Origin of the sequence: Oceanicoccus sp. KOV_DT_Chl, assembly GCF_900120175.1 — a bacterium.
Lineage (GTDB): Bacteria > Pseudomonadota > Gammaproteobacteria > Pseudomonadales > Dasaniaceae > Oceanicoccus.
In genome coordinates, this window is record NZ_FQLF01000002.1 from 276,276 (window position 1) to 291,017 (window position 14,742).

Below are 14,742 nucleotides of genomic sequence, written 5' to 3' on the forward strand. Positions count from 1 at the left end.
AGCTCAAACTTATTCCACAAGACTAGCCAATATCAGTATAAGCATTAATTCGCTTTAGGTCACACCCCGGCTAACGCTTCTTTCTTCTGTAAACTATTACTTACTTAGCAATTATGTATCAACGTACTATGCTTATTAGCGGTAACACACCATAGCGGCACCGCCGTGAAAGGACAAGAGGATAACCCCATGTTGCAATGGCTCAATGACTTATCCAACCCTGCATTTATGCCTCACGGCCATTGCTATTTGTGGAGGCCCGATATCCTGGGGACGCACGTCATCTCCGACCTCAGCATTGCCATGGCCTACTATGCCATCCCTGCCGTACTGGCGATTGTGCTATATAAACGACGCCAAAACATCCCCTACCCGGAAGTATTAGCGCTTTTTGTAGCCTTCATCTTTCTTTGTGGCACTACGCATCTGATCAATATTTATGTGACATGGTTCCCAGCCTACGAAATACAAGGCTGGGTCAAAGCACTGACTGCTGTAGTGTCTGTCGCCACAGCCTTAACCCTAATCCCTAAGCTGCCCGCGCTATTAAATCTGCCAGGGCTCAAACAAGCTTATGAGGAAAGCCAGCAAGCACTACAATTACTCAACGAAAAAAATCAACAGATGGAAACGATGTATGCCAATGTCATGGAACGGGAAAACCGCCTTCTGGAGCTAAAAGAAGAAGTCAATAAATTACTGGAAGCACAAGGCGAAACACCTAAATACTTGCAAACCCCAGGCACGGCTCCATGAGACTTCTGCAATTATTATTATGTGTACTGCTATTGGTCATAGCGATTACTTATAACTATACCCACCGGCAAAACAACCTGACGGCGGTTCAAACAATATCGTCGCTAAATGAAGTCCTTGGCAATCGCGGCCGTCTCCGTAACAGCATGGTCAATGCCTATGCTTCACATCTTGAAAGAGAACGCCAAGGAATAAAGGCCCCTTTTATCTTTACTATTCAGGCCAATCATCTCCCCCTTTCTTACGGGCTATCTGATCCACAACACGAACTTTGGCCGCAAGCAAAAGAAATCCTCCGTCAAAATGCCCGCTTGCAATCCATCTTAAAGACTCTGGAAATTAAAATACAGCAACAACATTCCGACCAAGCCTCAGTGGACATTAAAAAAACAATTGATGAGGCCATTGAGGTTATAGATCACTTGCAGCAGCTAGATATAGAAAAAACCCAGTTGCTTGTTAACTTTTTACTACAACAACAAACCCGGGGATTACTAATAAATGCAGGACTAATCGTCCCTGCACTGTTGTTACTGTTCTGGTTTAGTTTTACCCGACAAAAAAATGCTCTCAATCATAGCAACGAGCTAAATAAAGCGCTGAACAACAAGCAATCCGAACTCGTTAAAGCCCAGAAAATAATGACCAGCATTCTGGAAGACACCAGAATCGAAAAAGAACTAGCGGTTAAACTTGCCAAGCAAAACGAATTACTTGCAAAAATGGTCGCTGAGGCTTCTGATGCCATGTTACAACTCGCCCCTGACGGTAAAGTACTAATTAAGAATCATGCAGCGGAGAAATTATTTAATTTGAAGAACAACAATAACCCAGACCTCAATATCAAATCATTTTTTACCCCTGATCAAGCTATCGATATTCAGGATACGTTAACCTCTACTATCAAACACCATCAAGCTATATCAACGACTATAAATGGCGATACTCTCGGCCGATTAACTAGAGAAAAATACCTGTTAAATTTTTCACCAATGAGTGGCGAAAAGGCCAATAGCAATAGTATCTCGCTAATTATCCACAACACTACGGCACAATATGAAGAACAGGAAAATTTAACCTTATTGATTAATCAGGCACCCATCGCACTGATTGTTGCCGATGAAGACGGGAACATAACCTTTGCCAACGCTCAAGCCGACCAGCTATTTGGCTATCAACCTGAACAACTCCAGCAACTCAAAATTGAAGCTCTCGTTCCCGATAACGTAAAATCCCAGCACCCGAAAAATCGACTCAACTTTCGCAAAAACCCCGCCGCTCGTGCAATGGGAGAAGGTAGAGATTTAAAAGGACTACGAAAAAATGGCACCGAAATCCCGATAGAAATAGGTCTGAGTCCCTTAACAACAGCAACTGGAAATTATGTTGTCGCGTCTATAATAGACATTACGGAAAGACGTAATGCGCAGAGTAAGCTCGAAACACTCAATGAACAGCTAGCCACTAAAAATAAGGAACAAAAAGCTTTTTGCTATAGTTTGTCGCATGATTTCAAAGCATCGATCAGACGGATAGACCAGTGGACCCAATTACTGGAAGACGATTTAAAACATCGGGCAAGCCTAAACGAAAAAGATGCAGAAACCTTCGACGCAATCGCCACCAACATCGATCAAATTAATAATCTCGTGGAGAATTTGTATCAGCTACTGTATGCAGAAGCCGATGACCAGCTCCCCCAACCCGTTGACCTGAATCGTATATTGCAAAGAATAGAACAAGTAATGCGCAGCTATCCTGAGAGAGAATTTGATATACAAGCTGCCCCCCTTCCTACTATCACCGGCAATGAAGCACAGCTACTAATACTGTTCCAGAACATTCTCAGTAATGCTATCAAACACAATGATAACGTAGTCCCCACAATCACAATCACCGCCGAATTGGATCGCAACACGTCAACTCAGCGAATTATTTTTAGCGATAATGGACCTGGTATTGAAGACGAGTGGATTGAAAGAATTTTTGAGCCCTTTTTCCGCGCTGAAAAAAGCCATTACAATGGTGGCACCGGCTTGGGGCTCAGTATTTGCACGCGCGTTATGGATTGGCATGGAGGCTCGATCAAGGTCAAAAGCCAAATAGGAAACGGCAGCCAGTTTATTCTTAATTTTCCTGCGTAATCAACCATCGCCAAATACAGAAGTTAGATATATAAACTATGGCCTGCCATCATCTTCGGCTTCATCACCTTCCTTCACTGGTAACATAAGATCTTCTTTAGAAATCCCTAGCAGCAATAAAATATTGGCAGCAACGTAGATGGATGAATAAGTCCCTACCATCACACCGACAATTAACGCACTGGAAAAGCCATGGATTAATTCGCCACCAAAGATAAATAAAGCTACCAGCACCAATAAGGTGGTCAATGAGGTTACCAACGTACGACCCAGCGTTTCGCTCAAAGAAGTATTAATGACTGACACGGGATCTGCCTTGCGAATTTTACGAAAGTTTTCGCGAATCCTATCCGACACCACGATGGTATCGTTCAAAGAATACCCCACTACGGCCAAAATTGCGGCCAGCACTGTTAAATCAAAGTCTAATTGGAAAAAGGAAAACACCCCTAATGTAATAAGCACATCGTGCACAAGGGCCGAAACAGCTCCTACTGAAAACTTAAGCTGGAAGCGGAAAGTGATATACAGCATCACCATCCCTAAAGCCATTAGCATTGCTAAACCGCCCTGCTCTTTCAGTTCGTCTCCCACCTGCGGGCCGACAAACTCGACCCTGCGCAAATCAAGATCGCCTGCAAAGTCTTGCTGTAACGTAGCAATTAATTCAGCACCCAAGGTGTCGCTGTAACCTGCAGGCAATCGTACTAAAATTTCGGTATCTGAACCAAACTGCACCACTACAGCATTGTTATAACCGGCATCGGCTATGGTTTTCCTAATATTAGTTAATGGCTCGGGAACGCTGTAACCCACTTCAACCAGAGTGCCTCCGGTAAAATCCAAACCAAAATTCAAACCCTTGGTTGCGAGTGAAGCTATCGAGCCAATCATTAACAGCAAAGAAAATAAGGCTGCAATTTTACGCTGCCCCATGAAGTTAATGATTTTCGTGGTTGGCTGTGTATCTTGTTCGTTAGTCATAAGCTGCTTCGTTTTACCGATGAATTAAATAGAAAGCTTGGTAATTTTTCGGCCACCGTAGACCAAATTAATCATTGCCCGTGAGCCGACAATAGCGGTAAACATGGACGTTAAAATCCCTAAACCGAGAGTCACGGCAAAACCTCTTACCGGACCAGCACCAACTGCATACAAGATAAGGGCTACTAACAAGGTTGTTATGTTGGCATCCATAATGGTGACAAAAGCTCGGTCATAACCCGCATTTATCGCTTGCTGCGGCGACATCCGATTTTTCAATTCTTCTTTTATTCGGGAGAAAATAAGCACATTGGCATCTACCGCCATACCCACTGTTAATACGATCCCTGCGATACCAGGCATGGTGAGCGTTGCCGATAAAATCGACATCAAGGCGATCAGCAAAATCATATTAGCCGCCAAACCAGTCACCGCTGCAACACCGAACAACCGGTAGTAAAACACCATAAATACTGCGACCAAGGCTAAGCCTAGCTGTACTGATATCACCCCAAGCCGTATATTTTCTGCGCCCAATGATGGCCCTACCGTGCGCTCTTCAACAAAATCGATAGGCGCAGCCAGTGCACCGGCGCGTAATAACAGCGCCAACTCCGAGGCTTCAGCGGGATTGTCCAAACCGGTAATACGAAAGCGTACACCCAGCGCATCCTGAATCGTGGCTAAGCTAATGATTCGCTCTTCATTGTAAGGCACTTTAATAGCGACTTCTTCGCCGTCAGCATTGGTTTCGTAGCGGGTACGACTTTTACGCTCAATAAATAACACCCCTAAACGCCGCTGGATATTATTGCGTGTCACCCGGTGCATTAACGCACCACCATCGCTATCCAAATTAATATTAACCTGTGGCTGACTACTCTGGGCGTCAAAACCAGCGGATGCGCCGGCCACACTTTCACCGGTAATTACGATATCCCGTTCTAAAAAGGCCGTATTCTGACCGCGATCAGGATTGCGGAATTTAAATTCTTCTTTAGCCGAGTTAGGTGCATCAAACTTGGCTTCCAAACGAAACTCCAGATTTGCTGTTTTACCTAAAATTCGTTTTGCCTCGGCGGTATCCTGAATACCAGGCAACTCAACTACAATACGATTGCGACCTTGACGCTGCACTAAAGGTTCAGCCACACCTAATTCATTCACTCGGTTACGCAGGGTCGTCAAGTTTTGACCAACGGCATAATCTTCTATTTCTTTAGCCGTGAAGTCCGCCAACGTTAAATACAGATAAAAACCATCTTCAGCGTCAACTTCTTCACGCACCAGCTCTCCGTACTCAGAACGAATTTTACTTTTTGCTGCAGCACGCAACTCGCTGGTTTTAAACTTACCAGCTATACGGCCGTCATCCTGAAGTTTAATAAAACCGCGAATCTTATCTTCTCGTAATACCCGCTTGATACCATTGGTATAAACGTCCATACGTTTTGCAACCGCTGACGCAGTATCCACTTCTAACAAAAAGTGCACGCCACCACTCAAATCCAGACCTAACTTCATTGGTTCGGCACCCCATGCCTGCAACCATTCAGGCGTGGTTGACGCTAGATTTAGCGCCACAATGTAACCATCACCTAAAGCTCGCTGAATAATTTTTTGCGCTGGTAATTGCTGCTCACGATCCTTTAGTCGAATCAGTCCGCTGCTGCCTTTTTCGCCTATCTCTGCCCCAAAAAACTCAATATTGGCTTCAGTCAGCGCATCACCCAAAATATCCAGGGCTTTTTCGTCGATGATCATGGCGCTGTTTTCACCTGAGATCTGCACAGCGGGATCAGGGGCATACAAATTGGGCGCAGCATAGATAAAACCGATACTGATAATAAACAGCACCAAAAGGTATTTCCAAAGAGGGTATTGATTCAACATAGAGATTCCGTCAGATTCTATCTAAAGTTCTTTAGCTATGATGCAAGGATTAACTAGTACACCACTGAATAATTACTGCTGTTTTATTGACCACTTATTGCAGCTGGGCATTATATAGTATTTAACTCACCGTTATATGTGGTCAATTGCCAAAAATACAATGCATCCGCTGTTATTTGTTTGACTGCACGTTATTAACCCAGCCAATGACGACCATTACGGAATAATCGCATCCAGGCACCATCCTCGGCCCAACCTTCAGGCTGCCAGGAATTCTGTACCGCCCTAAATACCCGCTCGGGGTGCGGCATCATGATAGTGACACGGCCATCGGCGCTACTGACGCCACTGATACCCGCTGGCGAACCATTAGGATTAGCCGGATATTGTTCGGTAATGTGCAAATGATTATCGATGTATTGCAATGCCACCTTGCCACTATCAGCCATAGCCTGCTGGTGTGCAGCGTCAGTAAACTCAGCACGGCCTTCACCATGAGCAATAGCCACCGGCATATGTGAGCCCGCCATTCCCTGAAAAAGGATAGACGGAGACTCCGGCACTTGCACCAGCGCAACCCGCGCTTCAAATTGCTCGGACAAATTGCGCACAAATCGCGGCCAATGCTCAGCACCAGGTATTAACGATTTTAGATTCGACATCATCTGGCAGCCGTTACACACACCTAAGCTAAAGGTATCTTCACGCTGGAAATACTGTTGGAATTGATCCCGCGCGCGACTATTAAACAAAATCGTTTTTGCCCAACCTTCACCCGCTCCCAGAACATCACCATAGGAAAAACCGCCACAGGCAGCCAAGGCTTTAAATTGATCCAGTTCCACCCGACCAGCGAGAATATCACTCATATGGACATCGACAGCATCAAAACCCGCGCGATCAAAAGCCGCGGCCATTTCCAGCTGACCATTAACCCCCTGCTCACGTAAAATCGCCGCACGGGGACGAGCACCTTTATTAATCATTGGCGCAGCGATATCTTCGTTTTGATCAAAGCTCAGCTGTACCGACAAGCCGGGATTATCTGCCAGCAAGCCATCAAACTCTTGCTGTGCGCACTCAGGGTTATCGCGCAAGGCCTGGATGCGATAACTGGTTTCACTCCACATGCGCTGATAATAACTGCGATCATTCTCTAACAATAACGTTGTGCCGTTAACGATACGAACTTTATCATCGTGATTTACCGAACCAATGGCAGTCACCGCCGCCGCTAAACCATGCTCGGCAAATACAGCCATCACCGCCGCGTTATCGCTGCTGCGAATCTGAATAGCCGCGCCTAATTCTTCACTGAACAAAACGGCAATAGCATCAGCACCTAGCTCACCAATATTGATATCAATACCGCAGTGACCAGCAAAGCTCATTTCCATCAAGGTGGCTAATAAACCACCATCAGAGCGGTCGTGATAGGCCAGTAATTTTTCTTCTTCCAGCAATTGTTGAATGGCATTGAAAAAACCTTTCAATACTTCCGGACTATCAACATCGGCTGCTTGATTACCAATTTGGTTGTACACCTGCGCCAAACAGCTCGCGCCGATCCGGTTTTGACCGAAGCCCAAATCCACTAACAGAATATCCGAGTTACCCTGATCTTCACGCAACTGCGGGGTTACCGTTTTACGTACATCCTGAACCGGAGCAAAGGCGGTGATAATTAAAGACATCGGTGCAGTCACCGATTTATCTTTGCCATTCTCCTGCCAGGCCGTGCGCATCGACATGGAATCTTTACCCACTGGAATAGTGATACCCAACGCGGGACACAACTCCATACCTACCGCCTTGACCGTATCATAAAGCTTCTCGTCCTCGCCCTCATGCCCCGCCGCACACATCCAGTTAGCGGATAAACGCACATCAGATAATTTTGCAATTCGACTGGCCGCAATATTCGTCAGCGCCTCAGCCACGGCCATGCGACCTGAAGCCGGCGCATCAATCAAAGCCATCGGGGTGCGTTCGCCCATCGCCATCGCTTCACCGCAATAGGAATCATAGGCCACGGTAGTGACGGCACAATCAGCAACAGGTACCTGCCAGGGTCCCACCATCTGATCACGGGTCACCATTCCGGTGATTGAGCGATCACCAATGGTAATCAAAAAGTTTTTACTGGCGACGGTGGGCAGTTGCAAAATACGCTCTACTGCATCGTTTAATTCGATTCTTGCGGTTTTAAATGGCGGTTTATTATATTTTTTACGCTCGATGTCACGGTGCATTTTTGGTGGTTTACCAAACAACACCGACATAGGTAAATCCACAGGATTATTTTCGAAATGACTGTCACCCAAGCGCAGATGTTTTTCATCCGTGGCTTCACCGACAACCGCAAAAGGACAACGCTCACGTTCACAAATAGCGGTAAACATTGCCAGATCTTCTGGTTTCACCGCTAACACATAACGCTCTTGGGATTCGTTACACCAAATTGCCAATGGCGACATACCAGGTTCATCATTAGGCACATTACGTAACTCAAAATTACCGCCACGGTTACCGTCTTTTACCAGCTCAGGAAACGCGTTAGATAAACCACCGGCACCGACATCGTGAATAAAGGCGATTGGGTTGTGATCACTCATCGCCCAACAGCGGTCAATCACTTCCTGACAGCGGCGCTCCATCTCGGGATTTTGTCGCTGCACCGAAGCAAAATCCAGATCTTCGCTGGAGCTTCCCGATGTCATGCTGGACGCGGCCCCGCCCCCCAAACCAATCAACATGGCAGGGCCACCCAAAGCAATCAAGTGACAACCGGCCGCAAATTCCGGCTTGTCGACATGTTCGGCTTTGATGTTGCCATAACCACCCGCAATCATAATCGGCTTGTGGTAACCACGACGTTCGATACCCGCAGCGCCATTCAGCGTTTCTTCATAGGTACGAAAATAACCATTCAAATTGGGACGACCAAATTCATTATTAAAAGCGGCACCACCAATGGGGCCCTCAATCATAATATCCAGCGCAGTAACAATACGGTCGGGTTTGCCGTAATTTAATTCCCAGGGGTGGTGATAGCCATCAATCTGTAAGTTGGATACGGAAAAACCAGTAAGACCGACTTTCGGTTTCGAGCCACGACCCACTGCGCCTTCATCACGAATTTCTCCACCAGAGCCCGTGCCTGCACCTGAAAAAGGCGATATCGCAGTGGGATGGTTATGCGTTTCTACCTTCATCAGTAAATGAATATCTTCCTGATGATAACGGTAAGTGTGGCTTTCCGGATCCGGGTAAAAACGACCAGCGTGGCTACCTGTAACCACGGCCGCATTGTCAGAGTAAGCCGACAACACGCCTTCACCACCCAGCTCATGCGTATTGCGAATCATTTTAAATAAAGAATGGGATTGTTCTTCGCCATCGATGGTCCAGCTGGCATTAAAAATTTTATGGCGACAGTGCTCAGAATTAGCCTGCGCAAACATCATCAATTCAACATCGGAGGGATTCCGCCCAAGGTCGGTAAAACTTGTCACCAGATAATCAATTTCATCTTCTGCCAGCGCTAAACCCAGCTCCGTGTTGGCATCGACCAAGGCCGCGCGTCCGCCCGATAATATATCTACCAGCGTCATGGGTGCCGGTTGTTCGTGACGAAATAGCTGCTCGGCCGCCGCCATATCCGTTAACACCATTTCGACCATGCGATCGTGGATAGCGCCAATAATCGTCTGTTGCTGTTCCCCGGTTAGCGGCTTATCGGCACTAACGTAGTAGGCCACCCCGCGCTCAATACGATTAATCAATGTCAGACCCGCATTATGCGCAATATCTGTCGCTTTGCTGGACCAGGGCGATATCGTGCCGGCCCTGGGTACCACTAACAACAACTCACCGCTGGCATCAACCGCCTCAGCTTTGGGGCCATATTGCAGTAACTGCTCTAATACTTGCTGTTGCTCTTCAGATAATTCAGCCCCTGACTGCAGCTCGGAAAAATGCACAAACTCCGCCGCGATTGCGGTTAAATCAGAAATTGATGTTTGCAGGGAGGAAAGCAACTTTTGCAACCGGAAATCAGACAGCGCCGGTGCGCCACGGGTAATTAGCATTTTACTAAAGAGCCTTTTGAGAAAGGGTTAGATACATAGGTGGTAACAAGGCCGTTATTCTACTGGAAGTTGACCGCAGACTTAAGCCCGCAGCCGTTTTAATTTGCCGTATCCGGCGGTTCAATGCCACGGATGATGGTATTCACCAGGCGCGCATTGTCCCAACCGGGTTTTAGTGCCTGATATCCGGCAAATGGCCCCAGCCTGACGACTACCAAATCATGTTCAACGGAGACATAAACCCGCTGCCCGCTATAGCCCAACAATAAAAAAGGTCGTCTACGGCAAAGGCCTCTGATTGCCAATATTCATATGCGCCGGGTTTATCGGCTATCTTTTGGTCTGCAAACGCTTTTAAGTCTTTCCCCAGCCATGTGAAATACCCATAACTGCTATTCAATGTGGATGGCGTCAGCATAGCTGTGATCCAATCACGAGGAATAATCTGCTTGCCATTGAGCTCACCGCCATTTTTCATCAACAGACCGATCCGCGCCCAATCCTGAGCAGGTGCCAATAAACAACAGGCCGTCATTGCCAAGCCCTGCTCATGATCCAACCATACTTGCGCCGCTTGTCCGCCCATCGGCTGCCATAATTTTTCTTGTAGATAATCCCGGTAACGCATGCCGGTAGCACGCTCCAATAGCAACCCTAATAATTGCGCATTGATATCGTTGTAATCATATGTTGCTTGCGGTTGCCAGCGCTGCACGGTGGTCAGCGCCACTCGCTCACGATCACCCGCGAACAAAAACCGGAAGGCACTCTTGCCCGCAAACGGGTTGAGGCTAAAAGGATATTGCTCCAGACCACTGCTCATGGTCAATAAATCACGGATAGTGATAGCACCACGGGAGTCAGCTGCCCACTCGGGAAAATAACGCACCACCTTATCGTCGACCGAGCCAATCGCACCGTCAGCAATAGCGACACCTACTAGCAATGCCACCACTGTTTTATGCATGGACTGCGACTGCGTTAAACGATCACTATCCCAGCCCTCGTTATACCACTCGCGCTGAATTTGACCCGATGTATGACCAGCAAAGCAAAGGAATCAAATTCCCTGGCATACGCTTGCGCCTGATCCAACGCCCCCGCCGCAATCGTGCTCTGTTTCGCCTCCGGGATAATAAATGGCTCAGTACTGGCGACCGTCTCAACCGGTTTATAATTCATATACGCGGGATCCAAATGCGTCACCAGATCCCACCAGCGCCGCCAGAATATGGGGTCTTGCCAATAACTCACATTTAAATGAACAAAAATCAGCAATAGTGCAGCGATAAAAACACGTTTTATAATTGTCATTTTGAGAAGAATTTCGCCATTATTTACAAGAAGTCAGATGGCACAGCATATAGAATTAAGCTTCGCGAACCAACTCAGGTAACCATGCAAAGCATCCGCCAATTAATACCCCTTAGCCTTCTACTCCCGGTACTGTTACTGGCGCTTCTGGCTGGCTGCACAAAAACCGATCAAGCTCAACCCATCAAACAAAGCGGCAGCTTAAAAGTGATCACTCGCAACGGCCCTACCACTTACTTCGAAGATCGTAGCGGTCCTACCGGATTTGAATTTGAACTGGCCCATTTATTTGCCGATTATTTGGATGTGGAATTGGAACTGACTGTTGCCCATAGCCTTGAAGATATTTTTACCGCACTCGAAAATAATGAAGCTCACCTGGCTGCTGCCGGTCTCACTGTCACCGCAGAGCGGTTAAAGCGATTAAATTTTTCCCCTGGTTATATGGAGGTAAAACAATACGTCCTTTATCGCGCCGATCAGATTAAACCGCGCAGCATTAATGATTTAGTTGGGAAAAAAATTACCATCATGGCCAATAGCAGCCACGATGAAATCCTGCAGACAGCACAGCTACAGTACCCGGATTTACATTGGCGCAGCGCTACCGATGTTGAAACTATCGACTTACTGGAACTACTAGCTGACGCCGAAATTGACTACACCATTCTCGACTCCAATGAATATCTAGCCAACCGTGGGTTTTATCCACGCTTAAAAATTGGCTTTGAAATTGGAGAGCCGGGACAACTTGCCTGGGCTATTCCCGGTAACAACATTACGCCAGGGCTCAATCAGCAACTGGAAAAGTTTTTTGAAAAAATAACTAAAGATGGCAGGCTTAGGCATCTGGAAGAGCGTTTCTATGCCCACAGCAAACAAGTGGATACCATTGGTTCTCTCACCTTTAGCCAAGCAATGGAAAGACGACTTCCCAAATACCGCGATTTAATTCAACAAGTGGCAGAGGAATACCATATTGACTGGCGTCTATTGGCCGCCATTAGCTATCAGGAATCCTATTGGAACCCAAAAGCAAGATCGCCGACCGGCGTGCGTGGCATTATGATGCTAACACTGCCCACCGCCAAAGAAATGGGGATCAAAAACCGGCTCGATGCCGAACAAAGTCTTCGTGGTGGCGCCCGCTATTTTAATAAAATTCACAACCGAATCCCTGACCGAGTGGCGGAACCGGATCGTAGCTGGTTTGCACTGGCTGCATACAATGTAGGATTGGGGCATTTGGAAGATGCAAGAATCATCACCCAACAACGCGGTGGCGATGCCGACAAATGGGCTGATGTAAAAGACAGTTTGCCGCTGCTAAGAAAGCGCAGCTGGTATAAAAATACCAAATATGGCTACGCCAGAGGAGATGAACCGGTGGGCTATGTTCATAACATTCGGCATTATTATAATTTACTAACCTGGGTAGACAGGTCTAAAGCCAGAACCCCACCACCGCAACAAGTTGAACAGTATCTACCGGAAAGTTTGCGCCAAAATTTTCAAGCGCTGTAAAAACATCTATCAGGAAGGACTGCGTGCAAATCGCGGTATAGCATCTTCTATCTGTACCCAAGGTTGCGCGCTGTCACACCAAAAATGCATAGTAGGTTTAAGCCAGGAGTGATCATCCAGAGTACCGGCTTTTATTATTTCGAGATCCGGCGCACTCTCTACAATTGATAAAAGCGGAGAACCGCAGTTGCGGCAAAATTGCCGACGCACAACGCCGCCACTCTCGCCCTTGTCCATATATTCAGCAACATTGTCTTTACCCTCAAAAACAACCGACTTCGCAGGCACACCAATGATGATAGAAAAAGCCGTTCCCGATTGGCGCTGACAATTGCGGCAATGGCATACCGCCGTCATAATGGGCTCAGCAGCACAGTGATATTTAACCTGCCCGCATAAGCAGGCACCTGTCATTTTTGACATAGGAACTCCTTTAACACTATATACACAGTAAATGGTAGCAATCGACAGCCACTAAAGCGTCATTCCATTCATCCAGTTGGCATGAAAACCATTTGGAACCCGCACCGGAATACTAATTTTTGCTAGCGGCCCCCGCGTTAAATCACCAGCACTTAAAATTGATAAATAAGCACCTTCTTCAGGACTATTGACATAACACATCAAATAACCATCTTCTTCCTTCGCACTATCAGGGCTGGGAACATGCACAGGCTCACCCGCATTTGCACCCACGCCATAATCCCATAACTGAGAATGGCCACTATCCATATCGTAGGCTATGGTAGCGTTATAACCATGATTGGGATCGTCAGCCCAACTTTGGGTAGACGCAGCCGCAAAACCATAACGATAGGACTGACCGCAACGACGGCTATCCGCCCGGGGAAATTCACAATAGGTTGTCCCCAATTTTTCATCACTTAACGTCTGTGTCTTTAAGTTCAGAGTCAGTCGGTGCATATTGCGCATTTGTGCTTCCACACCTGTTCCCAAATCATTAGACACCGGCATGCTGTCCATCCAGACATAATCGATATACAAGTTCTCGCCACTTTGAAAACCATTGCAAAAATGCCAGCTAAAAAAAGTGGGGGCCTCGAACCATAGCGGCTCGCCCGCTTCGCGGTGAACTACAAAAATACGGGTCGCTCTATCGGCCTCCCAAACAAAAGGATTTTCACCTCTCATTGCCGCTTCAATATCCGGAAATGCAGGCGCAAAAAAGCCGACAATATAATCGCCGCAAATTTGCATATCGTGAATCATTGCCCGCCGGTGCATACCATGAATGGGTATTGAGCGTTTATGACGACCGGATTTATCAAAAATCTGTACGGTAAAATACGGTGCAGAAAACGTTTGAGTATTGGAAATAAGATCGCCGTTTCGACTGCAAATTTTAGGATGTGCAGTGAGTCCGTCACCTGCTTGCAACAAACCATCATAGTCGTATTCACCGACAGTTGTTAAATCACTATTCAATAGATGAGGAAAGCCGGCCTCGAATAGCGCAAATAATTTATCACCGTGAAAAAGCACATTGGTATTTGCCGGATTTTTCAGCGGGTTAGGCGAGCCACCCGCAGCAATGACCTCTTTATCAATGAGATGCGGTTTGCCGTGGCTGCCCCAACATGCGCGTTGAAATTGCGCCTCTATTTTAAACGATTGGGTCTGCACCCAACGGTTACGATAATGAACCCGACCATCTTTGATATAAATAGCATGAATCATTCCGTCCCCGTCAACAGGGTAGACATAATGATCGGGCTGCCATGCGACATTGGGGCCATTGCGCATAAAGGCCCCGGTGATATTAGCAGGGATGGTTCCTTCTACACGAAGCTCCCCTTCGCCCTCATTTAAAGTCGACTCTTCTAACACTGGCGCATAGTTTCCCTGTAAATAAGGAAACCGCAGCAAATCCATTTCAGGGCGGGTCGTCATCAGCAAAATGCTCCGTATTGAATTTGATTTAATATCTAGAAAAAGTTACCGCCTATCAATTGATGGGCGGTAACAAGAGAAACCTCTCGCGAGGTGAGAAATAAAAACGCGGCGATAGCAGCAGC

At 46.8% G+C, this 14,742-nt stretch carries 10 protein-coding genes; 3 read left to right on the forward strand and 7 right to left on the reverse strand.

Going from position 1 to position 14,742, the window contains the following annotated elements; all coding sequences use genetic code 11:
- The first annotated feature begins 165 nt into the window (after positions 1 to 165).
- Both UNITIG_RS04960 and UNITIG_RS04965 read left to right on the forward strand, forming a co-directional pair.
- Positions 166 to 756 (forward strand): hypothetical protein, encoded by a 591-nt coding sequence (locus UNITIG_RS04960; RefSeq protein ID WP_145999094.1) that lies wholly within the window; start codon positions 166 to 168, stop codon positions 754 to 756.
- Positions 753 to 2,900: an ATP-binding protein gene (locus tag UNITIG_RS04965; RefSeq protein WP_101757399.1), complete on the forward strand. Its 2,148-nt coding sequence runs from the start codon at positions 753 to 755 to the stop codon at positions 2,898 to 2,900. The genes UNITIG_RS04960 and UNITIG_RS04965 overlap by 4 nt, the downstream gene beginning before the upstream one ends.
- A 36-nt stretch (positions 2,901 to 2,936) precedes the next feature.
- On the opposite strand, the gene secF is transcribed toward UNITIG_RS04965, so the two are convergent.
- The 5 genes from secF to UNITIG_RS04990 form a co-directional block, all read right to left on the reverse strand.
- Positions 2,937 to 3,884: a protein translocase subunit SecF gene (secF, locus tag UNITIG_RS04970; protein WP_101757400.1), complete on the reverse strand. Its 948-nt coding sequence runs from the start codon at positions 3,882 to 3,884 to the stop codon at positions 2,937 to 2,939.
- Positions 3,885 to 3,908: 24 nt separating this feature from the next.
- The gene (gene secD, locus UNITIG_RS04975) at positions 3,909 to 5,777 is read right to left on the reverse strand and encodes a protein translocase subunit SecD (RefSeq protein WP_101757401.1); all 1,869 of its coding nucleotides are present in this window, start codon (positions 5,775 to 5,777) and stop codon (positions 3,909 to 3,911) included.
- A 194-nt stretch (positions 5,778 to 5,971) separates the two neighbouring features.
- Positions 5,972 to 9,868, reverse strand: a complete 3,897-nt coding sequence (gene purL, locus UNITIG_RS04980; protein WP_101757402.1) for a phosphoribosylformylglycinamidine synthase — start codon at positions 9,866 to 9,868, stop codon at positions 5,972 to 5,974.
- 211 nt (positions 9,869 to 10,079) lie between these two features.
- Positions 10,080 to 10,835: a serine hydrolase gene (locus UNITIG_RS04985; RefSeq protein WP_101757403.1), complete on the reverse strand. Its 756-nt coding sequence runs from the start codon at positions 10,833 to 10,835 to the stop codon at positions 10,080 to 10,082.
- A gap of 14 nt (positions 10,836 to 10,849) precedes the next feature.
- Positions 10,850 to 11,182, reverse strand: coding sequence for a hypothetical protein (locus tag UNITIG_RS04990; protein ID WP_101757404.1), 333 nt, complete (start codon positions 11,180 to 11,182; stop codon positions 10,850 to 10,852).
- An 84-nt stretch (positions 11,183 to 11,266) separates the two neighbouring features.
- On the opposite strand from UNITIG_RS04990, the gene mltF reads away from it, so the two are divergent.
- Positions 11,267 to 12,706 (forward strand): membrane-bound lytic murein transglycosylase MltF, encoded by a 1,440-nt coding sequence (gene mltF / locus UNITIG_RS04995; RefSeq protein ID WP_101757405.1) that lies wholly within the window; start codon positions 11,267 to 11,269, stop codon positions 12,704 to 12,706.
- A 9-nt stretch (positions 12,707 to 12,715) separates the two neighbouring features.
- Here the strand turns inward: mltF and UNITIG_RS05000 are convergent, their stop codons facing one another.
- Both UNITIG_RS05000 and UNITIG_RS05005 read right to left on the reverse strand, forming a co-directional pair.
- Positions 12,716 to 13,129, reverse strand: a complete 414-nt coding sequence (locus UNITIG_RS05000; RefSeq protein ID WP_101757406.1) for a GFA family protein — start codon at positions 13,127 to 13,129, stop codon at positions 12,716 to 12,718.
- Between the two features lie 51 nt (positions 13,130 to 13,180).
- The gene (locus tag UNITIG_RS05005) at positions 13,181 to 14,617 is read right to left on the reverse strand and encodes a carotenoid oxygenase family protein (protein WP_101757407.1); all 1,437 of its coding nucleotides are present in this window, start codon (positions 14,615 to 14,617) and stop codon (positions 13,181 to 13,183) included.
- Positions 14,618 to 14,742: the final 125 nt, after the last annotated feature.

Excerpts from the sequence above, each read along its gene's own strand:
- UNITIG_RS05005 (WP_101757407.1), bottom strand. The coding sequence starts at position 14,617 with ATGACGACCCGCCCTGAAATGGATTTGCTGCGGTTTCCTTATTTACAG.
- secF (WP_101757400.1), bottom strand. The coding sequence starts at position 3,884 with ATGACTAACGAACAAGATACACAGCCAACCACGAAAATCATTAACTTC.
- UNITIG_RS04985 (WP_101757403.1), bottom strand. The coding sequence starts at position 10,835 with ATGCATAAAACAGTGGTGGCATTGCTAGTAGGTGTCGCTATTGCTGAC.
- mltF (WP_101757405.1), top strand. The coding sequence starts at position 11,267 with ATGCAAAGCATCCGCCAATTAATACCCCTTAGCCTTCTACTCCCGGTA.
- UNITIG_RS04965 (WP_101757399.1), top strand. The coding sequence starts at position 753 with ATGAGACTTCTGCAATTATTATTATGTGTACTGCTATTGGTCATAGCG.
- UNITIG_RS05000 (WP_101757406.1), bottom strand. The coding sequence starts at position 13,129 with ATGTCAAAAATGACAGGTGCCTGCTTATGCGGGCAGGTTAAATATCAC.
- UNITIG_RS04990 (WP_101757404.1), bottom strand. The coding sequence starts at position 11,182 with ATGACAATTATAAAACGTGTTTTTATCGCTGCACTATTGCTGATTTTT.
- purL (WP_101757402.1), bottom strand. The coding sequence starts at position 9,868 with ATGCTAATTACCCGTGGCGCACCGGCGCTGTCTGATTTCCGGTTGCAA.
- secD (WP_101757401.1), bottom strand. The coding sequence starts at position 5,777 with ATGTTGAATCAATACCCTCTTTGGAAATACCTTTTGGTGCTGTTTATT.